23 protein-coding genes are annotated in these 23,543 nt (G+C 69.4%); 9 read left to right on the top strand and 14 right to left on the bottom strand.

What is annotated here, in order from left to right; genetic code table 11:
- Positions 1-68: 68 nt before the first annotated feature.
- Positions 69-719, top strand: a complete 651-nt coding sequence (locus TU34_RS01610; protein WP_045821087.1) for a TetR/AcrR family transcriptional regulator — start codon at positions 69-71, stop codon at positions 717-719.
- A gap of 16 nt (positions 720-735) precedes the next feature.
- On the opposite strand, the gene TU34_RS01605 is transcribed toward TU34_RS01610, so the two are convergent.
- A complete protein-coding gene (locus tag TU34_RS01605) occupies positions 736-1,557 on the bottom strand; it encodes an SDR family oxidoreductase (protein WP_045821086.1) in 822 nt (273 codons plus the stop codon).
- 16 nt (positions 1,558-1,573) lie between these two features.
- Entirely contained in the window at positions 1,574-2,005 is a 432-nt protein-coding gene (locus TU34_RS01600; protein ID WP_045821085.1) for a GtrA family protein, read from the bottom strand.
- 174 nt (positions 2,006-2,179) lie between these two features.
- Between TU34_RS01600 and TU34_RS01595 the strand changes: the two genes are divergently transcribed.
- From TU34_RS01595 to TU34_RS01585, 3 genes are all read left to right on the top strand, one after another.
- Entirely contained in the window at positions 2,180-3,397 is a 1,218-nt protein-coding gene (locus TU34_RS01595; protein WP_045821146.1) for an alpha/beta hydrolase family protein, read from the top strand.
- Positions 3,394-4,629, top strand: a complete 1,236-nt coding sequence (locus TU34_RS01590; protein ID WP_045821084.1) for an alpha/beta hydrolase family protein — start codon at positions 3,394-3,396, stop codon at positions 4,627-4,629. The genes TU34_RS01595 and TU34_RS01590 overlap by 4 nt, the downstream gene beginning before the upstream one ends.
- Before the next feature lie 67 nt (positions 4,630-4,696).
- On the top strand, positions 4,697-5,584 hold the full coding sequence (locus tag TU34_RS01585) for a crotonase/enoyl-CoA hydratase family protein (protein ID WP_045821083.1): 888 nt from the start codon (positions 4,697-4,699) through the stop codon (positions 5,582-5,584).
- A gap of 99 nt (positions 5,585-5,683) precedes the next feature.
- Here the strand turns inward: TU34_RS01585 and TU34_RS01580 are convergent, their stop codons facing one another.
- Positions 5,684-6,100: a DoxX family protein gene (locus TU34_RS01580; protein ID WP_045821145.1), complete on the bottom strand. Its 417-nt coding sequence runs from the start codon at positions 6,098-6,100 to the stop codon at positions 5,684-5,686.
- A 116-nt stretch (positions 6,101-6,216) separates the two neighbouring features.
- On the opposite strand from TU34_RS01580, the gene TU34_RS01575 reads away from it, so the two are divergent.
- Entirely contained in the window at positions 6,217-7,101 is an 885-nt protein-coding gene (locus TU34_RS01575) for an alpha/beta fold hydrolase (RefSeq protein ID WP_238981122.1), read from the top strand.
- A 46-nt stretch (positions 7,102-7,147) separates the two neighbouring features.
- A complete protein-coding gene (locus TU34_RS01570; RefSeq protein ID WP_045821081.1) occupies positions 7,148-7,627 on the top strand; it encodes a DUF2231 domain-containing protein in 480 nt (159 codons plus the stop codon).
- Positions 7,628-7,647: 20 nt separating this feature from the next.
- On the opposite strand, the gene TU34_RS01565 is transcribed toward TU34_RS01570, so the two are convergent.
- The 3 genes from TU34_RS01565 to TU34_RS01555 all read right to left on the bottom strand — a co-directional run bounded on the left by TU34_RS01565 (position 7,648) and on the right by TU34_RS01555 (position 10,046).
- Positions 7,648-8,052: a PLD nuclease N-terminal domain-containing protein gene (locus TU34_RS01565; protein WP_238981121.1), complete on the bottom strand. Its 405-nt coding sequence runs from the start codon at positions 8,050-8,052 to the stop codon at positions 7,648-7,650.
- Positions 8,053-8,118: 66 nt separating this feature from the next.
- Positions 8,119-9,447 (bottom strand): alpha-hydroxy-acid oxidizing protein, encoded by a 1,329-nt coding sequence (locus tag TU34_RS01560; RefSeq protein WP_045821080.1) that lies wholly within the window; start codon positions 9,445-9,447, stop codon positions 8,119-8,121.
- Complete coding sequence (locus tag TU34_RS01555) at positions 9,444-10,046, bottom strand: DinB family protein (RefSeq protein ID WP_045821079.1); 603 nt, start codon at positions 10,044-10,046, stop codon at positions 9,444-9,446. Before TU34_RS01555 ends, TU34_RS01560 begins: the two co-directional genes overlap by 4 nt.
- A 53-nt stretch (positions 10,047-10,099) precedes the next feature.
- Here TU34_RS01555 and TU34_RS01550 point away from each other — a divergent pair, with 53 nt between their 5' ends.
- Complete coding sequence (locus TU34_RS01550) at positions 10,100-10,753, top strand: YoaK family protein (protein WP_045821078.1); 654 nt, start codon at positions 10,100-10,102, stop codon at positions 10,751-10,753.
- A 40-nt stretch (positions 10,754-10,793) separates the two neighbouring features.
- Here the strand turns inward: TU34_RS01550 and TU34_RS01545 are convergent, their stop codons facing one another.
- From TU34_RS01545 to TU34_RS01530, 4 genes are read right to left on the bottom strand one after another with little or no spacing between them, the layout of a single operon-like run.
- A complete protein-coding gene (locus TU34_RS01545; RefSeq protein ID WP_045821143.1) occupies positions 10,794-11,435 on the bottom strand; it encodes a response regulator in 642 nt (213 codons plus the stop codon).
- The gene (locus tag TU34_RS22780; protein ID WP_150116333.1) at positions 11,405-12,646 is read right to left on the bottom strand and encodes a sensor histidine kinase; all 1,242 of its coding nucleotides are present in this window, start codon (positions 12,644-12,646) and stop codon (positions 11,405-11,407) included. The genes TU34_RS01545 and TU34_RS22780 overlap by 31 nt, the downstream gene beginning before the upstream one ends.
- Positions 12,637-13,416 (bottom strand): ABC transporter permease, encoded by a 780-nt coding sequence (locus TU34_RS01535; RefSeq protein ID WP_045821077.1) that lies wholly within the window; start codon positions 13,414-13,416, stop codon positions 12,637-12,639. Before TU34_RS01535 ends, TU34_RS22780 begins: the two co-directional genes overlap by 10 nt.
- The gene (locus TU34_RS01530; protein WP_045821076.1) at positions 13,413-14,327 is read right to left on the bottom strand and encodes an ABC transporter ATP-binding protein; all 915 of its coding nucleotides are present in this window, start codon (positions 14,325-14,327) and stop codon (positions 13,413-13,415) included. The genes TU34_RS01535 and TU34_RS01530 overlap by 4 nt, the downstream gene beginning before the upstream one ends.
- A 340-nt stretch (positions 14,328-14,667) precedes the next feature.
- On the opposite strand from TU34_RS01530, the gene TU34_RS01525 reads away from it, so the two are divergent.
- A complete protein-coding gene (locus TU34_RS01525; protein ID WP_045821075.1) occupies positions 14,668-15,855 on the top strand; it encodes a sensor domain-containing phosphodiesterase in 1,188 nt (395 codons plus the stop codon).
- Positions 15,856-15,859: 4 nt separating this feature from the next.
- On the opposite strand, the gene TU34_RS01520 is transcribed toward TU34_RS01525, so the two are convergent.
- The gene (locus TU34_RS01520; protein WP_045821074.1) at positions 15,860-16,483 is read right to left on the bottom strand and encodes a LysE/ArgO family amino acid transporter; all 624 of its coding nucleotides are present in this window, start codon (positions 16,481-16,483) and stop codon (positions 15,860-15,862) included.
- A gap of 70 nt (positions 16,484-16,553) precedes the next feature.
- Here TU34_RS01520 and TU34_RS01515 point away from each other — a divergent pair, with 70 nt between their 5' ends.
- On the top strand, positions 16,554-17,459 hold the full coding sequence (locus TU34_RS01515) for a LysR family transcriptional regulator ArgP (protein WP_045821073.1): 906 nt from the start codon (positions 16,554-16,556) through the stop codon (positions 17,457-17,459).
- Here the strand turns inward: TU34_RS01515 and TU34_RS01510 are convergent.
- The 3 genes from TU34_RS01510 to TU34_RS01500 all read right to left on the bottom strand — a co-directional run bounded on the left by TU34_RS01510 (position 17,397) and on the right by TU34_RS01500 (position 23,343).
- Complete coding sequence (locus TU34_RS01510) at positions 17,397-18,749, bottom strand: MFS transporter (RefSeq protein WP_275041718.1); 1,353 nt, start codon at positions 18,747-18,749, stop codon at positions 17,397-17,399. The genes TU34_RS01515 and TU34_RS01510 overlap by 63 nt on opposite strands.
- 147 nt (positions 18,750-18,896) lie before the next feature.
- Positions 18,897-20,417, bottom strand: coding sequence for a flavin-containing monooxygenase (locus tag TU34_RS01505; protein WP_045821072.1), 1,521 nt, complete (start codon positions 20,415-20,417; stop codon positions 18,897-18,899).
- A 115-nt stretch (positions 20,418-20,532) separates the two neighbouring features.
- On the bottom strand, positions 20,533-23,343 hold the full coding sequence (locus TU34_RS01500; protein ID WP_238981120.1) for an ATP-binding cassette domain-containing protein: 2,811 nt from the start codon (positions 23,341-23,343) through the stop codon (positions 20,533-20,535).
- Positions 23,344-23,543 lie beyond the last annotated feature (200 nt).

Below are 23,543 nucleotides of genomic sequence, written 5' to 3'. Positions count from 1 at the left end.
TTTGATGGACACCTCAGTCAAGTGCCTTCACACTTGGAATCATCGTCAGAAGTGAGGTGAGATCACCGGTGGACACCACCCCCGACATCCCGGCCAACCGACTCGATCGGCGGAAGGCGCGCACCCGGGCAGCACTGATCGACGCGGCGTGCCGGATGCTCGAGGGCCCCCGCGGCACCGACGCCAGCATCTCCGAGATCACCGAACTCGCCGACGTCGGGATCGGATCGTTCTACAACCACTTCGCGGGCAAAGCCGAGCTGTTCGACGCCGCCATCGCCACCACCCTCGACACCTACGGCCGACTGTTCGACAGTGCCACCGAGGGGCTCACCGACCCAGCTGAGGTGTTCGCCGCGGGCGTGCGGATGACGATGCGGCTCAATCGGTCCCACGCACGGGTGGCGCGGACGATGGTCGGCGTCGGGATGAGCTACCTCGATCGCGACGACGGGTTGGCGCCCCGTGCACTGCGTGACCTCGACGCCGCACGCGCATCCGGACGTCTCGACATCGACGACCTGCCCGCGGCACTCGCGTGTACCGCGGGATCGCTGCTGGGGTGCCTACATCTCGTCACTCGCGATCCCGCCATGGACACCGAGCGTGTCGCCGACGAGCTCGCGACGAATCTGTTGCGGATGTTCGGGTTGTCGAAGGCCGACGCGTACGAGGTCGCCCACCGACCCCTGCGGACACCGGCGCCCGAGATCGAGTGACCTCGACGTGCGCGCGTCAGGCGTCGCCGCGCAGCGAGCGCTGGTAGCGCTGCATGCCCGCGATCCAGCGGTCGTAGTCCGACCCCTTGCGCTGGTACATCGTCAGCACCTCGGGGTGCGGCAGGATCAGGAACCGCTCGTCGCGCAGCGCCTCGATCACCACGGCCGCGACGTCCTCGGGTTCCAACACGGTGCCCGCGCTCGTCACCGCGGTCGCGGCGATCGAACCTCCGTCGCGATCGCCGGAGAAGCCCGCGTTGAGCAGTTCGGTGTTCACGCCCATCGGGCACAGGCAGCTCACCCCGACACCGGAGTCGCCGTAGGTGACGCGCAACCATTCGGCGAACCCGACCGCGGCGTGCTTGCTCACCGAGTAGGTGACCGAACCGATCTGCGTCAGCAGACCGGCGGCCGACGCCGTCGACAGGAAGTAGCCACGACCACGCTCGACCCAGCCGGGCACCAGGGCGCGCGCGGCGCGCACGTGGGCGAGGACGTTGACGTCGAGCGCGGTCTGCCAGGCGGCGTCGTCGGAATCGAGCCCGAGGCCCGCGGTGGTCCCGGCGTTGGCGACGTAGAGATCCACCGGCCCGAACTCGCGTTCGGCGGTGGCGACGAGCTCGGCGATCACCGCGTCGTCGGACGCGTCACCGGCGACCGCGGCCGCACGGGTTGCGCCGGTGTCGGTGTTGATGCGTTCCGCGACCGCACGCACGCGCTCGGCGTTCAGGTCGGCGACCACCACCGAACCGCCCTGGTCGACCATGGCCCGGGCGACAGCGGCACCGATGCCCGCGCCTGCTCCGGTGACGACTGCGACGGCGCCTGCGAGTTCCATCTGGCGATGCTAACGATCAGCGGATGCGGAAGATGACGGCGCGCTGCACAGCGAAGTTGATGACGGTCGCCGTGCCCTGGGCCAGGACGAACGCGGCCAGGCTGTACAGCACCTCTTCGGGCCAGACGTGCGACAACACCGAATAGATCCCCACCTGCACCGCGAAGGTCACCAGATACAGCGCGACCACCGCGATGAAGCGTGCACGGCTGGGTTCGGCACGGAAGGTCCATCGACGGTTGATGAGGTAGGCCGTCGTCGTCCCGGCGATGAAGCCGACGGTCTTGGCGAGCCAGTACGGCGCGCCGAGCAAGTACTGCAGCACCAGGGTGATGCCGAAATCGAGGACACCCGAACCGGCGCCGGTCACCACGAACCGGACGAGCTGCGTCTTCAGGTCGACGTCGGTCGACGCCTCCTGATCGTCGAGCGGCAGCTCGATCGGCATCGGGGCGTGCGGGCTCCGGAACTCCTCGTGGGCGTGATGTACGTCCTGCTCGCCCCGGGGGGCATCGGCGCGTTCGGATCCCTGCTGTTCGGACACGCCGGTCAGACTATCCCCACCGGCGGCCGGCGCCTCGATACGTTCCGACACGACGTTCGCGGCACTAACGTTGCCCGCATGAGCCACCGTCCTGCCGGGTCGCGCGTGGTCGCGACCGCCATCGCGACATTCCTGCTGGTGCTGTCGACGGGCGTCGTCGCCGGTCCGGCCCTCGCCGACCAGCCGCCACCCACCGGTACACCGAACTGGTCGGGGCTCGACGTGCGCGACTACTCCGGACCGATCCCCGCGCGCGCCGGGACGCTGATCGAGTCGACTCCCCTCGCGCCGTCGCTGTCGATCCCGGGTGCCGGATCGGCCTCGCGGATCCTTTACTCGACCATCGATCAGCACGACAGGGCAGCCGTGAGCACCGGTGCGGTGTTCCTCCCGCGGGGCACCGCACCCCGGGGTGGATGGCCGGTGTTGGCCTGGGCGCACGGGACCGTCGGGATCGGCGACGACTGCACCCCCTCGGCGCAACCGCGCGCCCAGCGTGACAGCGACTACCTCGCGCACTGGCTGCGGCGCGGCTACGCCATCGTCGCCTCCGACTACGCGGGACTGGGAACCCCCGGTCTGATGAGCTACCTCAACGGCGTCGCCGAGGCGCACTCCATCGTCGACTCCGTGAAAGCGCTTCGTGGACTGCGGGTCCCGACCGCCGCGCGATGGGCCATCGTCGGGCAGTCGCAGGGTGCGGGTGCGGCGATGAACGCCGCGCGACTGGCCACCTCACTGACACGCGGCACCGGTCTCGACTACCGCGGGGTCGTCGCCACCGGCACGCCGGCGAACATCGAGACCGTCCTGCAGTTCGGAGGTCCGACCTTCCCGCCGTTCGCGTTGCCCACCGGCCTGACGACGTACACCACCTACATTCTCGCGGCCATCCGCGAGGCGCGACCGGATCTGCGCATCGACGACATACTCACCGCCCGCGGTCGCGCCGCCGCCGACAAGGCCGAGGTCCGTTGCTACCCGGAGCTCCGACAGGACCTCACCGGAGCCGACCTCCGCACCTTCTTCGCCAAGCCGGTGTCGTCGATCCCGAACGCCTACGACGAGCTCCATCGGTTCATCGGCACCCCCGCGAGCGGTTACGACCGGCCGATCTTCCTCGGACAGGGCCTCACCGACGTCGACGTCCCGGCGCCCTCGGCCTTGTCGTTGGCCGCGCAGCTCACCGCCAACCGTCAACCCGTCGAGTTGCACGTCTACCCGACCGATCACTCCGGCACGGTGTACGCGTCGGTGAAGGACTCGACACCGTTCCTGGCCCGGATCCTGCGGTGACGCACCCGCTCCGACGTCGTTGGCTGCGCGCAATTCTCGTCGGCATCGTCGTCGCGGCGCTGTCGGTCCTCGCCGCGCCCGTGGCGTCGGCGATCCCGGCGTCGGGTACGCCGCTCACCCCCGAACCGGCACCGATCTGGTCGGGCCTCGACGTCCGGGACTACTCGGGCCCGATCCCCGACCGCGACGGCGCACTGATCGCCGACCGTCCCCTCGATCCGCGGTTGTCGTTGCGGGAGGCCGCACGCGCCTACCGGGTGGTGTACGCGACCACCGACGCACGCGGCCGGCGGGCGATCAGCACCGGCGCGGTGTTCGTACCCCGCGGGCAGGCGCCCGCGGGCGGTTGGCCCGTGATGGCCTGGGCGCACGGCACCGTCGGCATGGGGGACGACTGCGCACCGTCGGCGCAGGTGCGGTCGGAGTCCGACGCGACCTACCTGAACCACTGGCTCACACGCGGTTTCGTGATCACCGCGACCGACTACACCGGAATGGGGACCCCGGGACTGCTCGGCTACCTCAACGGTGTCGAGTCGGCCCATTCGGTCGCCGACTCGGTGCGAGCGGTCCACCAGCTGCCGATCCCTCTGTCACGCAGGTGGGTGGCCGTCGGTCACTCCGAGGGTGCCGGTGCCGCACTGAACACCGCACGCCGCGCCGACGAGTTCACCGCCGGAGCCGGGCTGGACTACCGCGGCGTCGTGGCCACCGGAGCCCCGGCCAACATCGAGTCCGCCCTCGTGCTCGGCGGCCCGCAGTTCCCGCCTCTGACACTGCCCCGCGCGCTGAACGGATACGTGCTCTACATCCTCGCCGGATTCCGCGACGCACGACCCGATCTGCGCATCGACAGCCTGCTCACCCCACTGGGGCGGCGACTGGCCGACCTCGCCGGGATCACCTGTGGCACACAGCTTCGTCCCTACGCGCGCGATCTCGATCTGCGCACGCTGTTCACCAGGCCGCTGTCGTCGATCCCGAACATCTACGGCGCGCTGCGGTCGTACCTCGGCACGCCCGACAGCGGTTACCGCGAACCGATCTTCCTCGCCCAGGGACTGCTCGACGTCAACGTCCCGGCCCCGTCGGCGTTGTCGTTGGCCGCGCAGCTCACGGCGAACCGCCAGCCACTGGAGCTGCGGGTATACCCGGGCGCCGATCACCCGGGCGTCCTCGTCGCCGCGCGCCCCGACGCCGACCGTTTCCTGGATCGCGCGCTCGGGCGGTGACGACGTCGGTCGCGTCACCGACTCCCGTAGGTTGGAATCCATCCGACCGCGAGGGAGCCGTGCACCGATGAACCGTGAGACCGTCCGCTACGAGGTCACCGACGGTGTCCTCGTGCTCACCCTGACCCGCCCCGAGAACCTCAACGCGTTCACGGTGCAGATGGCCGACGATCTCGAGGCCGCGTTCGACGAGGCGTCGGCCGATCCGGAGGTCGCCGCGATCGTGGTGACCGGAGAGGGCAAGGCCTTCTGCGCCGGCATGGATCTGAGCAGCGAGGGCAACGTCTTCGGGCTCGACGAGGACCTGCAGCCCACGCTCGCCGACCTGTACGACCGCTTCGACGACCCCGCCATCGTCAGCGGCGTGCGCGACACCGGTGGCCGCGTGTCCCTCGCCATCTACCGCTGCCCCAAGCCGGTCATCGGCGCGATCAACGGCGCAGCGGTCGGTATCGGGGCCACGATGACCCTCCCGATGGACTTCCGGTTGGCGTCGGAGAAGGCCCGCATCGGGTTCGTCTTCGGGCGGCTCGGCATCGTGCTGGAGGCGTGTTCGAGCTGGTTCCTGCCGCGTGTGGTGGGGATGCAGAACGCCCTCGAACTGATCTACACCGCCGACATCGTCGACGCCGAACGGGCCAAAGACCTCGGACTGGTGCGCTCGATCCATCCGCCCGAGGAGCTCCTCGACGCGGCGATCGCGTTGGCGCACAGGTTCGTCGACGGCCGCTCACCGGTCGCCACCGCCCTGATGCGTCACATGCTCTACCGCAACAGCGCTTTCGCCTCCCCGGTCGACGCCCACCGGGTGGACTCTCTCGCGATGTACTACACGTCGATCGCCGACGGCAAGGAGGGCGTCGCGGCGTTCCTGGAGAAGCGTCCGGCGCAGTTCACCTCGACGCTGCCCGCGGATCTGCCCGACTTCCTCGCCGAGACCGACGCGATCCGGTAGCCGACCAGCGCTGCCGAGAACGTCCCCGAGAGAACCCACCTAGGGGTATCTGCCCTCGGTGGGCCCTCAGGGGGACGTTGTCGGCAGCAGCCCGTGTCGTCAGCTCTTGCGGAGTCCGAGCACGGCGAGGAGCGCCGGGCGACGCAGCACCATCGCGATCCACAGTGCGACACCGAAGTACACGGCGAACAGTGTGGTGCTCACCAGCGGTGCGTCGTCGTTCCAGTTCGCGGTGACCGCTCCCCCGAGGTATGCGGTGATCCCGATCGCGCCCAGCACCGCGGTGCGCGGGATGGCCCACACCACGAGGCATCCGGCGAGCACGATGCCCATCACCGTCGCCTGGGTGGTGTTGAAACCGAGCTTCTCGGTGCCCTCGACGACGGACTCGGGTTGGAAGAGCTTGCCGAGGATGTCGAACAGCAGGAACGCGCCGAGCAGCACGCTGAGAACCACTCCGATGGTGTGGGCGCGCGATCGGCGGGTGGTGGTCGTGTCGGCGGGGGTGGTGGTCATGGTGTCCTCCGTGGATGTGATGGTGTCGGTGGGGTTGACCGACACCGGCGCCTGAACTCATCGGTCGTCTCCGGAAACCACTCGCAGCCTGCACCGTGGCTTGTACCGTCGGTCCGGTGAGAGAGTCCGTGGAGTTCACCGACAGCACCGGCACAACGCTTCCCGTGTACCGGTGGGCACCCGAGAGCGATCCACGCGCGGTCGTGATGATCGTCCATGGCATGGGCGAGCACGTGCTGCGCTACGACCACGTCGCCGCGGCGCTCACCGCCGCGGGCGTCGCCGTCTACGGATACGACCAACGCGGCCACGGTGCGGGGATCGGTGAGGGTGTGCCCGGCGAGATCGGGGAGGCCGGATGGTCGGCTCTCGTCGACGACATCGCCGAGGTGGCCCGATGGATCCGACAGCGCGAACCCGGTCTGCCCATCGGCGTGTTCGCGCACAGCATGGGGTCGTTCGCGACCCAGCAGGTGCTGCCCGCGCACAGCGACGCGTTCGACGCCGTCGCGCTGTCGGGCACCGCGGCGATCGACATCCTCGAACCGGCACTCGATCTCGACGCCCCGCTGGACCTCGCCGTCTTCAACGCGCCGTTCGAGCCGAGGACGGGATTCGAGTGGCTCAGCCGCGACGACGCCGCAGTCGACGCGTACGTCGCAGATCCGTTGTGCGGCTTCGGACTCGACGGTGAGGCGAGCCGCGCCATGTTCATCGGGGCGCGTCCGCTCGCCGACCCCGCGGAGCTCGCGCGGATCCGGCCGGATCTGCCGCTGTACATCGCGGTCGGCGATCAGGACCCGGTGAACGGCGGTCTCGCGTTGTTCACGCCGTTGGTCGATCGGTTGCGGGATGCAGGAGTGGCTGACGTGACCACCCACGTGTACTCCGGTGCCCGACACGAGATCGTGAACGAGACCAACCGGGCCGAGGTCATCGGCGATCTCGTCGAGTGGCTGTGCGACAGGCTGATCGGGTCGCCGGAGGGCTCCGCCGACTAATCGGACAATGACGTCCCGGGGCCGCCGCGACTCCTATGCTGGAGCGATGGACACCATCAACGGCATCCCGGCCCACCCGCTGTTCGTGCATCTCACCGTGGTCGCGATCCCGCTGGCGGCGATACTCGGCATCCTCGCGGTGGTGTGGCCGGCGGCCCGACGCAAGATCGGGATCATCGCGCCGATCGTCGGGCTGGTCGCGGTGATCATGACACCGCTGACGACCAGCGCCGGTGAGTCATTGGAGAAGAAGGTCGGCCCGAACCAGTATCTCGCCGATCACACCGAACTCGGCGACAAGATGATCATCGTCGTCGCACCGCTGTTCGTGTTCATCGTGGTCTTCTGGGCGCTGAACAACGACTGGATCATGGGCAAGGTCGCCTCGAAGGTGTCGATACCCTCTCGCGCGGTGACGATGTCGTCGGTGGCCGCCGCCGTGATCGTCGTCGGCTTCGCCATCGCGGCGATCGTGATGGTGTACCTCGTGGGCGAGAGCGGCGCGCGCTCGGTCTGGTTGGGATAGCAGCACGACCCAACCACCGGTCAGAACCCGCCCGACTCCCTGCGGCGACGTTCGATCTCGGCGACCCGGCGCTGGTGCTCGGCCCGCTCGCGGCACTGCTGCAGGAACGCCGCGTCGGCCTCGGGATCGGACGGCACGAAGCGGCCTTTGCGGTCGTACTCCGGGAAGGCACTCGCCACCGGGTCGGTCCGCGCCCGACGCGGACGTCTGCGACGCCGCCGACCGATGAGCAACCAGGCGAGCAGCCCGACGACGGGGAACGCCACCACGATCAGCAGCCACGCCCACTGCGGGAGCCCGCGGATGTAGACGGTGTCGCGGCCGAGCACGTCGATCGCCCCGACCACCGCCAGCACGATCAGCAGGCCCGTCAGCAGCGCGGAGTACGGCAGCGCCGAGGTCCCGATCATCTCGAAATAGGGCATCACACCTCCGCGAACCGGTCACCGACGACGACCACTATCGCACGACTGAACGGCGGGGAGGAGCGATCAGCGCCGACCCAGGTGGCGCAGTGCGTCCGGGGTGAGGGAGGTGACGTCGGTGTGCCCTGACAACCCCAGCGTGAGATCGAGCTCGGCGATGATGTTGGCGACGGCGTCGCGGGCGCCGTCGCGACCGTTGATCGCGAGGCCGTACATGTGGGGGCGACCGATGCAGACGGCGTCGGCCCCCAGGGCGAGCGCCTTGAACGCGTCGGCTCCGGTGTAGACGCCGGAATCGATGAGCACCTTCGCCCGTCCGTCCACGGCGGCCACCACGTCGGGGAGCGCGTGCAGAGAACTGATCGAGCCGTCGACCTGTCGCCCACCGTGATTGGAGACGATGATGCCGTCGATGCCCATCTCCACCGCGGTCCGCGCGTCGTCGGGGTGCAGGATGCCCTTCAACACGACAGGCAGTGACGTCCGTTTCTGCAACCCGGCGATGTCGTCCCAGGTGAGCGACGGGCGCGAGTAGATGTCGAGGAACGTCTGCACCGACTGCTTGGGGACCGGCGACGCCAGGTTCTTGAGAAGCGATCCCGGCAGGTGGCGCGCCATCGAGAACAGGGTGGACACGGCGGCGCGGGTGAGCTCGACCTTCGGTCCCGCGGCGCCCGGGGGGTTCGCGATGCGCTCGGCGACGATGTCGCGGAAACGCGGGTCCGAGGTGTACTGCGCGATGCCCTCGGCGCGCGCGAACGGCAACGATCCGAGGTTCAGGTCTTGCGGGCGCCACCCCAGCATGGTGGTGTCGAGGGTGACGACGATCGCCTCGGCGCCCATGGTCTCCGCACGACGCACGAGGGACTCGACGAGGGCGTCGTCGGTCGACCAGTACAGCTGGAACCAGCGCGGCGCACCCGGCGTCACCGCTTCCATAGCGGCCGCGGTGTCCTCCATCGGCGAGCAACCCTGGTTGGAGAAGATGTACGGGACACCGAGTTCTGCTGCGGCGGAGCCGATGTGGATGTCGGAGTCGGGGTGGGCGAGTTCACCGGCACCCACCGGAGAGAACAGCACGGGCGCGGGCAGGGTGGTACCGAAGAGGTCGACGGACAGGTCGCGTCGGGAGACGTCGCGCAGCACGCGGGGCACGATCGCCCAGTCGTCGAACGCGGCACGATTCGCGCGCATCGTCGCACCCTCGCCGGCACCGCCCCCGATGTACGCCCACGCGCGCGGACCCATCGCCCGCTTCGCGCGGCGCTCCAGTTCGGCGAAATCAGCAGGCACCGAGGGAATGTGACCGAACACGCCGGCCGAGTAGATGGCGTTCTGGCGGGCACGTCCCGGCGACGGCGGTGTCGCGGTGGGGCGTTCGATCTGATCGGTCATGATCTCCCTTTCACGGCGTCGGCCACACTCTGCAGCCGTGCCACGTACTGGTCGCGGGCGCTCTGATCGGCATGCGACAGATTGTCGTTCGTCTCGTACATGCCTGCGGCGCCGTCGATCTCCTCGCGGAGGATGTCCATCTGCCCGACGTGTCGGGCCGTCTCGGTGATCATGTGCACCAGCACGAGACCGAGTGTGACGTCGCGCTTCTCGGGCGGCCACCACGGTACGGTCCCGGTGGTGGTGAGCGTCGACGCGTCGAAGGTCTCCTGCGCGTGCGCCCAGGACCGCCGGTACAGCGCGACGATGTCGTCGACGGATTCGTCGGCGGTGGCCCACATGTCGGCGTTGTCGGACCACGCGCCCTCCAGCCACGGCATCGGCATGTCGGCACGCCTGCCGAAGGTGTCCCCGAAATAGCCCAGTTCGACGGTGGCGAGATGCTTGACGACACCCAGGAGGTTCAGTCCCGTGGGCGTCAGCGGGCGACGGAGGTCGTATTCGTCGAGGCCCTCGAGCTTCCACAGGGCCGCGTCGCGCAGGAGTTGCAGGCGGGCCTGCATCTGATGCTGGAGCACGGTCAGGGCGTCGGCGCTCATGCGTGCGAGCCTAATCCCGCGCCCCGGTCGGCGGGCTGCCTAGGGTTGCGGGGATGAACACGGTTTCGCGGCCGCCGACGACGCTGATCGGGTGCCTGCTGAGTGCTGCATCCGGGGCGGTCGACGTCGTCGTGTTCACCGGCCTCGGCCACGTGTTCGCGAGCGTGATCACCGGGAACGTGGTCGTGATCGGTGTCGGCATCGGTTCGGGCGACGCCACGGCGATGTCGCACGCGGCGGTCGCCGTGCTCGCCTACGCCGTCGGGGTGGCACTGGCCGCGGGGTTCACCCGGTCGAATCGCTCCGCCGCTCGGCGCCTCGGGTGGCTTCACCTGGTCGAACTCGTGGCGCTGGTGTGTGTGGCCGCACTGTGGATCGCGGCCGATTCCCACCCTGGGGGTGTGACCGCGTACGCGGCGTTGGTGCTGGCCGCCGGCGCGATGGGGGTGCAGACCCGGGCCTTCGCCCTCGTCGGTGTGCCGGGGTTGTCGAGCACCTATTTCACCGGCACGCTCACCGGACTGCTCACCGATCTCGTCGTCGACGGTCGGCTCAACCGGTCGGCCGCCCTGGGGTTGCTGTCGTTGCTGGCCGGCGCCTCTGCGTCGGGTGCGCTGGTGTCGTACGCCGCCGTCGCGGCACCCCTGCTCCCCCCGGTGCTCGTCGCCGCGGTGCTGTTCCTCACCCTCCGCCGACCGGGGAGGTGAGTGCGTCGATCGGGCAGGTGAGGTCACGATCGGCGGTGGGTCAGAGAAGGCCTCGCTCATAGGCGACGCGGACCGCTGCGGCACGGTCGCGGACCCCGAGCTTCGAGTAGATGTGGAGCAGATGGGTCTTGACGGTCGCCTCGCTGATCACCAGGCCCTGCGCGACCGTCCGATTCGTCCCTCCACCGGCGATGCGGGTGAGGACCTCGACCTCGCGGTCGGTGAGCTCCTCGTGGTGCCGCCGTGCCATCAGACTCTGGGCGGCGCTGGGCGCCAACACACTTCGTCCGGCCGCGGCGTCGACGACGGCGGCGATCAGTTCATCACGCCCGAGCGCCTTGAGGAGATATCCGTCCGCGCCGGCATCGATCGCGCCCGCGATGTCACGGTCGGCATCGAAGGTGGTGAGCACCAGGATCCGTGGCCGGGCGCGGTCTCGGCGCCGCAACGCCTCGATGGCGGGAACGCCGTCACCGCCGGGCATCCGAAGGTCCATCAACACGACGTCGGGGTCCAGCTCGGTGACCTGTGCGACGGCTTCGGGCCCCGACGACGCCGCACCGACGACCTCGATCCGCTCGTCGCCGGCGAGCATCCCGGTCACGCCGTCGCGGACGATCGGATGGTCGTCGGCGATCACCAGTCGGATGGTCACGCCGGCACCACCGCGCTCACCAGGCATCCCCCGCCGATCTCGGTGGCGATGTCGACCGTGCCACCCGACGACGACACCCGCTCACGCATCCCCCGCAACCCGTTGCCCTCGCGGATCCGCTGCGGGTCGAAGCCGTCGCCGTCGTCCTTGATGTCGAGCAGCACACCCTCCTCTACATAGGACAGGCAGACGTCGACCGCCCGGGCACGTGCGTGCCGCGACACGTTCGACAACGCCTCCTGGCAGATCCGCAGGAGGTCCTGATCGGCGTCGGTGGGGACGGGGTCGCCGGCGATCTCGACGTGCGCGGCCAGCCGGTGGACGGTCGCCCAGGCGTTCACCAGTTCGGTGACCGCGACCGGCAGGGGCTGCGCGTCGAGCATCGGCGACCGCAGCGCGTACACGGCGCGTCGGGCCTCGCCGAGACCGGAGCGGGCCAGATCCTTCGCGGTGTCGACCCGGCCGCGCCAGTCGGTGCCGTCGATGGCCTCGAGCTGGCTGACGATGGCGACGAGGTCCTGGGCGACGGTGTCGTGGATCTCCCGTGACAGCCGTGCACGCTCCTCGAGCACACCCTGTTCCCGCGCCCGCAGCAGAAGTTGTTCCTGTAGTTCGACGTTGCGCTGTTGCACCTGCTCGAGTTCGTGCACCGCGGCCTCGCGTCGGGCGACCTCCTCGTCGCGGCGCGCGCCCACCCAGCTGAACAGGACGACCAACCCGGTGTTGATCAGCACCAGGACGCAGAACGCAGGCCACGACCGCCCGAGTTGGTCGAATCCGCCGATCTGCGACACCGCCGCCAGCACGGCGTTGGCGGTCATCGCGATCCAGAGACAGGCACCGGTGAACATCATCAACGCGGTCAGGTATCCCATGAACGCGTAGATCCCGTAGAACGGGCTGAGCCAGATCAGCGATGCGGTGAGCGCGAACTGCACGACCACGATCAGCACGCGCGCCCGGCCCGACACCGTGCTGCGGCGCACCCACGTGCACTGCAGCGCGAAGGCCGCCGCCGACAGGACGATCAGGGCGACGAAGGCATCGGTGTCGGCGGGCAGTCCCACGAGCGCGCTGATCATCAGCGACGCCAGGATGAGTCCACCGGGGATCACCGTCAGCCAGACCGGCGCGATGTCGAATCGCTGCCAGTTCAGCGGCTCCGGGGTGCGTTGCTGCCCACGCATGGGCTGATCCTGCCACGCCGGGCGCCCCGACATCGTCGAGCTCATTCCCATCGGAAGACCCGCACCGACACCGCTGCGAGGACGACCGTCCACGCCGCGAGGACCCCCAGGTGCAGGAGGCTCGGCCAGCCACCGTCGATGGCGCTGGTCAGCGCACCGACCGCGGACCCGCTGGGCGTGCCGTCGGAGATGCCACGCAGCCACCCCGGCATCGACGCCCGCGGGATCCAGAGACCGGCGAAGAACTGCAGGGCGAAGAACAGGACGGTGCCCACGGCGGCGGCGATCTTGTTGCTGCGGAACGCACTCGCGAGCACCATCCCGATCGACAGCATCGCCGCGACGGCGAACGCGAGGGCCAGCACGAACCCGATCCCGTTGCGCGGCAGCGGTGCACCGAACGCGGCGGGGACACCCACCATCGCCGCGACCACGACGACCTCGACCGCGAGGCACAGGATCACCTGCGCGGCCAGCAGCGCCGCGGGTGATGCCGGTGTGGTGCGCAGGCGTCGCAGGATCCCCATCTCCCGGTACCGCGTGAGCACGTCGGGCAGGATCTGGACGCTCAGGAGCACCGCGGAGAACATCACGAGGATGGGTTGGTAGGCGGTGAACCAACTCGACCCGTCGAGGTCGGCGACCGGTCGCGTCGTGGCGGGGATGGCCCCCAGGACGATCGACGCGATGAGCGGCAGGGCTGCGACCCAGACCACGAGGGCGGGATTGCGGGCCATCAGACGCGCCTCGGAGGTGAGGATGCCGGGCAGTCCGTGCGGCAGTGCGAGGCCGGGTGTACGCGGCGACAGTGCGGTGGTCATGAGTGCGAGTCCTTTCCGTGGGTGACGAGCGAGACGAAAGCGTCGTCGAGGGTGGGTTGTTCGACGCGGAGGTGTCCGGCGGAGACCCCCTGCGCGCGCAGGGCCGCGAGCACGTCGGCGACCATCTCGGCATCGCCGGTGACGTGCACCACCTCACCGCGGGTCTCGGTGTCGGACACCGAGGTCAGTGCACGGATGGTGCCGGGGTCGACCGGGGCGGACGGAACGAAGGTCATCACCTGCGCACCGCCCACGCGATCGGCGAGTTCGGCCGGCGTCCCGAGGGCGACGACACGTCCGGAGTCGATGACGGCGACCCGATCACACAGTCGCTGAGCCTCTTCCATGAAGTGCGACACCAGCAGCAGCGTGACGCCGGTGGTCCGCAGGTCCTCGAGGAGTCCCCACACCTCGCGACGCGCCTGTGGGTCGAGACCGGTGGTGAGCTCGTCGAGAATCGCCACCCGCGGGCGGCCGACGAGGGCGAGGGCCACCGACAGGCGTTGCTTCTGCCCTCCGGACAGTCGGGAGAAGGCGACGTCGCGCTGCGGCCCCAACCCGAGCCGCTCGGTGAGCTCGGCTATGTCGAAGGGGTTGCGGTAGAAGCTCGCGTACAGGGAGAGTGCCTCGCCGACGCGAATCTTGTCGGGCAGCAACGACTCCTGCAGTTGGATCCCCAACACCTCACGGAGGTCGGGGGATTCCTCGGCCGGGTCGTGTCCGGCCACCTCCACGACGCCGCCGTCACGGGCGCGCAGACCCCCGATGCACTCGACGGTCGTCGTCTTGCCCGCGCCGTTGGGGCCGAGGATCCCGAAGATCTCGCCCTCGGCGACCTCGAACCCGACGTCGACGACGCCACGGCCACCGGGGTAGCCCTTGCGCAGATGTTCCACTCGAATGATTGCCATGTGATCAGCGTCGTCGGGAAACGGGCCCGCGGCATCGACCGGTCGGCTACACCGCGATCAACCGATCGGTGGATCCACCGTCGGGCCGCGCCGACCAGGATGGCGGATCGGCTCTTCACGGCACCACAGCGTGTTTGGGGTGTGCGTTAAGCTTTTCGCACGACAGGCCTCGGGGGGGCGGTGCCGCGGTGGTGGGGGGAACTACCAGCGCGATCAGCACTTCTCATGCGATGCGAGAATCCGATTCGACATGTCCACGGTCGATTCGCAGAAGTGGACGAGGTGTTCGTTGGCGCCGATCAGACGCGGGATCACACACATCCTGGACCACCCTTCGCGGGTGGCGCCGGTCTTCCAGCCCATCGTCCGGCTCGACAGCCGTGACGTCATCGGGTTCGAGGCGCTGGCCCGGTGGCCCGAGTCACCCGGGGTCAACCCGGTCGAGGCGTTCGACGTCGCCCGCACACTCGGTGAGGTCGCCCGGCTGGACTGGTGGTGTCGACGACGCGCCTTCGAGACCGCCGTGGTCGACGAGATGGACCGCAGCCAGTACCTGTTCATGAACGTCGAACCGGACACCCTGGCCTCGCCGCCACCGTGGCAGGACGACCGGTTGCTGGCCGACGTCGAGGAGTCGGGCATCCAGATCGTGCTCGAACTGACCGAGCGCACCCTGCTCAGCGATCCGTCGACCGTTCTCCGCACGGTGGAACAGTCACGGAGGTCCGGGTACGGCATCGCGCTCGACGACATCGGCGCGCGGGTCGACGGTCTCGCCCTTCTCGATGTCATCGCCCCCGACGTGGTGAAGTTCGACCGTGGGCTCACCCACATGGACGAGTCGACCATCGAGACCGCCCTCGCCATCACCATCGCCGGCGAGTACGCGCGCCGTCACGATGTCGCGATCATCGCCGAGGGGGTGGAGACCTCCGCACATGAGCGGTGCGCCGAACAACTGGGCGCGACCCTCGGCCAGGGATTCCGGTACGGCCGTCCGGGACCGCTGTCGGATGTGGCACCGCTGGTGGGGCCGCGACCCCGCCTGGTCGACACGACACGGGGTCGCGTCGATCCCCTGCGTGCCATCTCCGATCGGGTGCCCACCGCGGTCGGTTCCCTGGCCGACGTGTTGTCGATGTGCGACGCGGTCGAGAACGCCGCGCTGGAAGAGACCACGCCGGGTTGTGTGGTCGCCGCCCTGCAGGGTGCGCGTCACATCTCCGCGGAGATCGCTGCGCGCTACCGCGACCTGGCCCGACGACAGCTCCTGGTCGGCCTCACCGGTCCGGGGCTCGGCCGTGCGCCGCAGCCGGGCGTCCTCGGACCGCTCACCCCGGACACCGCACCCGATGACACGTTCGCCGTGGCGGTGATCGCCGCAGGTCATGCGGTCGCGGTCATCGCGACGGCGATCGACGGACCGGGACGACCCGGCACGGGCGACTACCGGTGGTGCATCACGACCGATCGCACCGTGGTCGCCGAGATCGCACGATCGATCATCGTGGACCTCGCCCCGCGCTGAGGTGTCACAGCGACGCGAGCAGCGTCGCCCCGACGGCCAGCATCACGACGGCGACGAACGCGTCGAGGATCTGCCAGGCGCGGGGCCTGGTGAACAGCGGAGCCAGCTTGCCCGCGGCGAATCCCAGGGCGCAGAACCACAGGATGCTGGCCGCGCCCGCGCCGATCGCGAACGCCCACTTCCCCTCGGGGCCGTGGCTGTTGGCGATCGCCCCGAGGGTCAGCACGGTGTCGAGGTAGACGTGCGGGTTGAGCCACGTGAGAGCGAGTGCGGCACCGACGGCAGCCCATCGGGACCGGCTGCCCGCGCGGGAGGTGACCTCCCCGCTCGCGATGGCCGTCGGCGCCAGGCTGCGACGAGCGGCCATGAGTCCCAACACGATCACGTAGCCGGCGCCGAGCACCGTCGCCACGGTCACGATGCCCGGGTGCCCGGAGACGACGGCGCCGAGGCCGACCACACCCGCGAGGATCAGGACCAGATCGGAGACCGCGCACACCGCGACGATGGGGACTACGTGGGTCCGTGCGACACCGTTGCGCAGCACCATGACGTTCTGCGGACCGATCGCGATGATCAGGCCGGCACCGGTGGCGAGTCCGGTCAGTGCGATGGGCAGTGGGTTCATGCCGACGACGCTAATGACGGACCCACCATCAATCCAGCGAATGATTTTGACGAATCATTAGAATCACTTCATGATCACGAGTGACGGCCTCGCGACCCTGGCCGCGGTGGTGCGCGAGGGCACCTTCGATGCCGCCGCTCGCGCCCTGCACGTGACGCCGTCGGCGGTCAGTCAGCGGATCAAGGCACTCGAGTCCGACGTCGGACGGGTCGTGGTGCGGCGCAGCAAACCGTGCGTCGCGACCACCGACGGCGAGGTGCTGCTCCGCCTCGCCAAGCAGTGGGATCTGTTGACCTCCAGCGCCTTCGCCGAGCTGACCGGCGCCGCCGAGCACGAACCGGACGACCCTCGCGACCGTCCACGGGTGCACCTGCCCATCGCGAGCAACGCCGACTCGCTCGCCATCTGGTTGCTGCCGGTGATCGTGGACATGCAGAACCGGTTCGACGTCGCCATCGAGGTGATGCGCGACGACGAGAGCCACAACACCGAGTACCTGCGGTCGGGACAGGTGCTGGGCGCCCTCACCTCCGATCCCACCCCGATCCGGGGATGCACCGAACGGCGTCTCGGTGCGACGCGCTACCTCCCGGTGGCGGGCGCCGACTTCGCCCGGACGTGGTTCCCGGACGGGCTGAACGTGCGCGACCTCGCGCGAGCGCCGATGGTGGCCTTCGACCGCAAGGACACGATCATGGCCGCCCTCATCCGACGCCACACGCGCACACCGCTGTCGCCGCCGACCACGTACATCCCGGCGTCAACGGAATACCACCGTGCCGTCGAACTCGGCGCCGGGTGGGGCACGGTGCCGCAGGCGCAGATCGCCGACGCCCTCGCCGCCGGCACCGTCGTCGTGCTCTCCGACGACCATGTCGACATCGAGTTGTACTGGCAGCACTGGACGGTCAACTCACCACTGATCGCGGAGCTGACCGACCTCATCGTCACTGCCGGTCGCGACTTCCTCGTGTGACGTCGCCCCCGTCTCGCGCAACGGATGCGCGATCTCGTCGTGGGCGAGTCGGGCTGCGGCGTAGGCGATCACGGCGATCGGGACGGGGATGACCGCGGCCAGGAGGAACGTCGTGGTGAGACCGACGGCGCCCGCGACAGGTGCGGCCACCGCCATCGACACGGGCATGAAGGCGACCGAGACGAAGAAGTCGAGGCTCGAGACACGACCCAGCATCGCCGGTGGCACGCGCCGTTGGAGGAGCGTCCCCCACAGCACCATCGGCGCGTCGAAGGTGATGCCCATGACGAAGGCGGCCACCACGAACATCGCGACGTGGTCGGCGAAGGCGAAGGCGATCAACGGGAGCCCGCTGAGGCCCCACACGGCGAACATGATCGTCAGATAGCGACGCGGCATGGGTCGCGACGCCATGAACAGCGAACCCAGCGCGCCTCCGACACCGAAGGCCGCCAGCACCATGGCGTGCGAGCCGGCGTCACCACCGGCGCGGTCCTTGATCGCGAACGGGACCAACACCTCCAGCGGGCCGGCGGTCATCATCACCAGGATCAGCGCGAACAACAACGTGGCAAGCAGCCACGGTGTGCGCCACATGTAGCCGAAGCCCTCGGCGATCTCGGCGATGGTGCGGCGCACCGGATGTCGATCGTCGGTCACACGCTCGACGACCACCGGTCGCATCCGCACGTAGAAGACCGCCGACAGTGCGCTCGCCACGGCCGACCCGAGGATCGCCGCGGGAGGTGCGGACATCGCGATCAGTCCGCCGGCGAGTGCCGGGCCCGCGGCCTGGAAGATGACCGGACGCAGGGTGCCCTCGAACCCGTTGACCGCGAGCAGTTCCGCCGGCGGCACCACGCGCGGCACCAACGCCGAGTACGCCGGGTAGTAGATGCCGGTGGTGATGCCGCCGATCAGCCCGACGACGGCGAGTGCACCGACACCGAGGTTCCCGGTGACCCCCAGCAGTCCGACGCCGCCGATGGCGACCAGCTTGACCACCTCGAGCGCGATGAGGATGCTGCGCTGTGACATCCGGTCGGCGAGCACGCCACCGAACAGCGTGGACACGACCATCCCGATCGCGGCCAGTGTGGTGATCGCCGACAGCGCACCGGGTCCGCCGCCGAGGGCGATGACCTGCCAGACGACACCGACGGTCCAGATGCCATCGGCGAACGTCGCCAGTACGAGACCCATCGCGAGCAGGCGATATTGGGTACGGGCCAACGGCGCCAGGGCACGCGGCAACCGCGATCGCTCGGCGCCGGTCGACGTCTCGGCCACGCTCACACGGTCCAGGATGCCCGTTTCGGCGACGCGGCCGCCACCGATTTACCCGCCGCCGCCGCCGTGGCCGAGATCGTCCCCCTCAGAGCCCGCCGAGGGCAGATAGCCCTCGGCACCCCGCCAGGGGGACGATCTCAGCAGCGGTCAGCTGTGGACGGCGTCGCGCTGCGGGGCGGACTTCGGCGCGCGTCCGAACGTCATCGACTCGGTGATCTTGTCGCGCTTGGCGTCGATCGCGTCGAGCACCACGTTCGCGCGGACCGTCCACGGCTTGTCGGCGCTGGCCTTGGGCAGGGCGCCCGCCGACCGTGCGACGTAGCCGCTCGACAGGTCCACCATCGGCACGTCGGGCAGTTCCTTGCCGCCCCGGTCGGGATAGGCGTGGGTGTAGCCGTGGGAGTCCATGTAGTGCAACAGATCCGCGACGGCCTTGGACGTGAGGTCGGCGCGCAGCGTCCACGACGCGTTGGTGTAGCCGAACGTCCACGCGAAGTTCGGGACGCCCTCGAGCATGCGGCCGCGGTAGAGGAAACGCTCACCGGGCGTCACCTTCTCACCGTCGACGGCCAGGCTGATCCCGCCGAACACCTGCAACTGCAGACCGGTCGCGGTGACGACGACGTCGGCGTCGAGGTGGTCGCCCGACGAGAGGCGGATACCGGTCTCGTCGAAGCTGTCGATGGTGTCGGTGACGATCCCGGCCTTGCCGGACTTGATGGCGCGGAACAGATCTGCGTCGGGGACGACGCACAGGCGCTGATCCCACGGGTTGTAGGTCGGGTTGAAGTGGGTGTCGACGTCGAAATCGTCGGGAAGGATGCGCTTGGCCAACCCGCGCAGCCGTGCGCGCGCCGAGTCGGGGAAGCGACGGCAGTAGAGGTAGAACGCCAGCGAGATACCCGCGTTCTTGCCGCGGATGATCTTGCTCGCCAGCGGGGCGGGCAGTCGCTTCTGCAGTGCGTGCGCGATCTTGTCGACCGAGGGCAGCACCGTGATGTAGGTGGGTGAGCGCTGCAGCATCGTCACGTGCTCGGCGTCGCGGGACATGCTGGGGATCAACGTGATCGCCGTGGCGCCGCTGCCGATCACGACCACCTTCTTGCCGGCGTAGTCGAGATCCTCAGGCCACTTCTGCGGGTGCACGACCTGCCCGCCGAAGCGGTCGATGCCCGCGAAATCGGGGGTGTAGCCGCCGTCGTAGTCGTAATAGCCGGTGCACAGGTGGAAGAAGCGTGCCTGGTAGGTGACGGGCTTGCCGTCGATCTCGGTCTCCACCGTCCAGCGGTCGACCGTGGTGTCGAAGTCCGCCGAGAGCACGTGGACGCCGTAGCGGATCTTCTCGTCGATGCCGTACTCCGCGGCGGCGTCGACGAGGTACTGCCGGATGTCGTCCCCGTCGGCGATGGACTTCTCCCCGTCCCACGGACGGAACGGGTAGCTCAGCGTGTAGATGTCGCTGTCGGAGCGGACGCCGGGATACCGGAAAAGGTCCCAGGTGCCGCCGATCGCCTGGCGGCGCTCGAGGATCGCGTAGCTCAGGCCGGGGTTGCGTTCCTGCAGCCGGTACGCGGCGTCGATGCCCGAGAGTCCTGCACCGACGATCAGCACGTCACGGAACTCGACTGCTGATTCCGACCTGGTCTCGGACGTGCCTGCCTGGGTCATGATGATCCTCTCCGCATCGGAGCCGATCCGGCTGACGAGCCCACCGGACGCTTATTGACTGATCGACAATAACGCCCTTATTGACGAACCGTCAATAGCGGCGCAGCTGGTGTTCTCAGCCTACGACGATCGCCGCGACCACCACGGCGGCGACGAAGACGATGGCGACGAGGTCGGTGATCCCCGGGCGACGATCGGGGCGGGCGACCGACCCGATCCCGCCGCGGTTGTCCATCGCGGTCGCCACCTCGCGCGCATTCTGCACCGCCAACGAGCACGCGATGGGCATGCAGGCCGACCACTGTTCGACCCGCTGCTGGGCCGACCGCTTCCCGGGCGTACGACGCTGCCCGACGGTCTGCAGCAGCACCCGGAAGTCGGAGATCATGAACGGCAGCAGACGGAGCGCAACGGTCACCGCGACCGCGACGGGCTGCAGCGGGATGCCCACCCGTCGCGCCCACCCGACGACCCGCTGCCCGAACGCGGGCACCTCGGCCATCGGCGTGGTCCAGCAGAAGACCAGCGACAGATAGAACGACACGATCGTGATCGAGATGAGCACGGCCCAGGTGCTCGCGCCACCGAGCCCGAGCCGGACGTCGAACACCGTCACGAACGGCTTGCCACCGCCCATCGCGGTCACGAAACCACCCAGCCCCATGAGCGCGAAGATCCACCACGGCAGCCGCGGCAGGGCGGCGACCGGGATGCGACCGGCGAGTGTCCATGCCGCGGCGATGAGCACCGAGGCGCCGACGGTGATCCAGCCCGGATCGATCGCGAACATCAAGGCCGTCGCGACGATGGCGAACACCTTGCTGCCCACCCACAATCGATGCGCCGGCGACGACCGGGGCAGAACACGTCCCACGACACCGGCCATCGACGCCCGCGAGGGACGCTTCTCGATCGTCGGCGGTCGCGGCGGGAGGACCGCCACGTCGATCGCGCGGTCGGCGATGGCGCGTAGTTCGTTCAGGTCGTGGGTGACGATGACGAGCGTGGTGCCCGATGCGCGCACCCGTTGCAGGGCCGCGACCATGGCGATCCGCGACGCGTCGTCGAGTCCGGCGAGCGGCTCGTCGAGCACCAGGACCCGGGGGCGTGCGGCGAGGAGTCCGGCCAGCGCGACCCGCCGCTGCTGCCCGACACTGAGGTGATCGACGCGCATCTCGGCCACCACCGACGGATCGAGACCCAACTCGCGCAACGACTCCCACACCAGACGGCCGTTGGAGCGGTCGACACCGGCGGCGTCGCAGATGTCGTCGCGGACACGGGAGCGCACCAGGGACAGTCGTGCGTACTGGTGGCCGAACAGTGCGCCGTCGCGGTTGTTGAGAACCGGCTCACCGTCGAGATGCACCTCGCCGGCGTCGGGCTTCTCGATCCCGGCGAGCAGGCGGGCCAGCGTGGACTTGCCCGCACCGTTGGCGCCGGTCACCAGCACGGTCTGCCCCGGCGCGATGGTCATGTCGATGTCGGCGAGGACCGCGCGGTGCCACGGGGTGCCGCTGTCGTGGGCGAACCGCAGACCGCGGACATCGAGCCGCCCGCCGCGAATCCAGTTGCGGCGGTTGCCCACAGGCGGTGTCGCGGGTTCGGTGTCGCCACCGGGGACGATGATCGTCGCGTCGGCGGCGGCGATCTCGCGCGGGTCGTGGGTCACGTGCACCACCGCGGTGCCACCGTCGGCGAGTCGGCGGTAGGTGGTCATCAACGCCTCACGACCCGGGCCGTCGATCATCGCGGTGCTCTCGTCGCTCACCAGCAACTGCGGATCGCGGGCGAGGGCCCCGGCGATCGCGAGACGTTGCAGTTGTCCCCCGGACAGTCGGGAGGTCTCGGCGTCGAGCGCGACATCGAGACCCACGCGGTCCAGCAGCGCCCGCGCGCGTTCGGGGGTCATCATGGGATCACCCCAGGCGAGGTCGTCGCCGACCTGCAGACCGAGCACACCGGTCTCGGGGCGTTGCCCGATGACAGCGGTGCCGCCGGGCGCGCCGAGGCCGGGATTGCCCGCACGGTTCACGACACCGGTGGTGGGGGCGCGGCCCGAGATGACCCGGGCGAGAGTCGATTTACCCGCCCCGTTGCGTCCGGCTACAGCGGTGAGACGACCGGGGGCGATGTCGGCGTTCATCCCCCACACGGTCGGGGTGGTGGCCCCGGGGTGGGTGACCGACACATCGCGCAGTTCCATCGGGACCGGCGCGATGCGGCCGGTCTCCTCCACCAGCACATCGGTCGAGGGCGGACCGAGACGACGTGCCAGCGACTGCGCCGGGCGCTTGACGAACAGGTAGGTGAACAGCGCGGTGAACACGACGCCGAGAAGTGTCGCGACGGGGATGGTGATCGGCCAGGCCCGCAGAGCGCTCACCACCGCGCGGTCGATCTGCTCGACCTGGGTGGCGCCGGCGTTGCCGATCAGTCGCGCCGCGCCGCCGACGCTGTTGCGGATGTTGTCGAAGATGAACTCGCGGTAGCTCGAGAAGACCGCGAGGCCCGCGGTGGTCAGCGCCGCCGACGGGACCCCGAGTCCGAGGATCGCCCCGGCGACGACGGTCGGCGGCGACCAGAGGCGCCGGATCGCGATGCCCGCGAAGCACCCCGACAACGCGGCAGCGGCCACCATGTTCGCCGTGCCGTATCCACCGAAGAGCAGCGCCACGATCCATCCGGTGATCCCGGCGAGGATGCACACCGACAGGCGTCGCCGGATGCCGAGGACGGCGAACGGGATCGACGAGACGAGGATCGCGGCCCCCGCGATCGGCAGCACCCGGCTGAGCACGCAGATCGCGGCGGCCACATCGGCGAGCGCCGCGGCCTCGGCCGCCTCGATGGCGCTGATCCGCAACCGCCGACGCCCGTCGACGGACTGCCTGCGTACCCGCGACTTCTCCAGGACGGAACTCACGCCCACCGCCCTCTCATCGTTCACACGTCATGTCCGTATCCAGGGTGCCAGAGCAGCGAACCCGCACGTCGCGGAGCGCGACGATGCATGAGAGATCGGCCAGGGTCGCGGCCGTGTCGCGACGCCCCCACCTCGCGGAGCCGACCGTTTCTGAGGAAATGCTGCGAGTTCACAGACGGCAGTGCCCACGACGCCGTCGA

The organism is Williamsia herbipolensis (assembly GCF_000964005.1).
In the GTDB taxonomy this organism is placed as follows: Bacteria; Actinomycetota; Actinomycetes; order Mycobacteriales; family Mycobacteriaceae; genus Williamsia_A; species Williamsia_A herbipolensis.
Note: the sequence above shows the minus strand (reverse complement) of the source record. Positions and strands in the feature narration are given on the sequence as shown.

Coding starts and splice junctions, on each gene's coding strand:
- TU34_RS01595 (WP_045821146.1), top strand. CDS start 2,180: ATGAGCCACCGTCCTGCCGGGTCGCGCGTGGTCGCGACCGCCATCGCG.
- TU34_RS22780 (WP_150116333.1), bottom strand. CDS start 12,646: ATGGGAATGAGCTCGACGATGTCGGGGCGCCCGGCGTGGCAGGATCAG.
- TU34_RS01600 (WP_045821085.1), bottom strand. CDS start 2,005: ATGCCGATCGAGCTGCCGCTCGACGATCAGGAGGCGTCGACCGACGTC.
- TU34_RS01520 (WP_045821074.1), bottom strand. CDS start 16,483: ATGAACCCACTGCCCATCGCACTGACCGGACTCGCCACCGGTGCCGGC.
- TU34_RS01570 (WP_045821081.1), top strand. CDS start 7,148: ATGGACACCATCAACGGCATCCCGGCCCACCCGCTGTTCGTGCATCTC.
- TU34_RS01505 (WP_045821072.1), bottom strand. CDS start 20,417: ATGACCCAGGCAGGCACGTCCGAGACCAGGTCGGAATCAGCAGTCGAG.
- TU34_RS01530 (WP_045821076.1), bottom strand. CDS start 14,327: ATGGCAATCATTCGAGTGGAACATCTGCGCAAGGGCTACCCCGGTGGC.
- TU34_RS01555 (WP_045821079.1), bottom strand. CDS start 10,046: ATGAGCGCCGACGCCCTGACCGTGCTCCAGCATCAGATGCAGGCCCGC.
- TU34_RS01560 (WP_045821080.1), bottom strand. CDS start 9,447: ATGACCGATCAGATCGAACGCCCCACCGCGACACCGCCGTCGCCGGGA.
- TU34_RS01515 (WP_045821073.1), top strand. CDS start 16,554: ATGATCACGAGTGACGGCCTCGCGACCCTGGCCGCGGTGGTGCGCGAG.
- TU34_RS01535 (WP_045821077.1), bottom strand. CDS start 13,416: ATGACCACCGCACTGTCGCCGCGTACACCCGGCCTCGCACTGCCGCAC.
- TU34_RS01565 (WP_238981121.1), bottom strand. CDS start 8,052: ATGCCCTATTTCGAGATGATCGGGACCTCGGCGCTGCCGTACTCCGCG.
- TU34_RS01550 (WP_045821078.1), top strand. CDS start 10,100: ATGAACACGGTTTCGCGGCCGCCGACGACGCTGATCGGGTGCCTGCTG.
- TU34_RS01545 (WP_045821143.1), bottom strand. CDS start 11,435: ATGCCTGGTGAGCGCGGTGGTGCCGGCGTGACCATCCGACTGGTGATC.
- TU34_RS01580 (WP_045821145.1), bottom strand. CDS start 6,100: ATGACCACCACCCCCGCCGACACGACCACCACCCGCCGATCGCGCGCC.
- TU34_RS01585 (WP_045821083.1), top strand. CDS start 4,697: ATGAACCGTGAGACCGTCCGCTACGAGGTCACCGACGGTGTCCTCGTG.
- TU34_RS01605 (WP_045821086.1), bottom strand. CDS start 1,557: ATGGAACTCGCAGGCGCCGTCGCAGTCGTCACCGGAGCAGGCGCGGGC.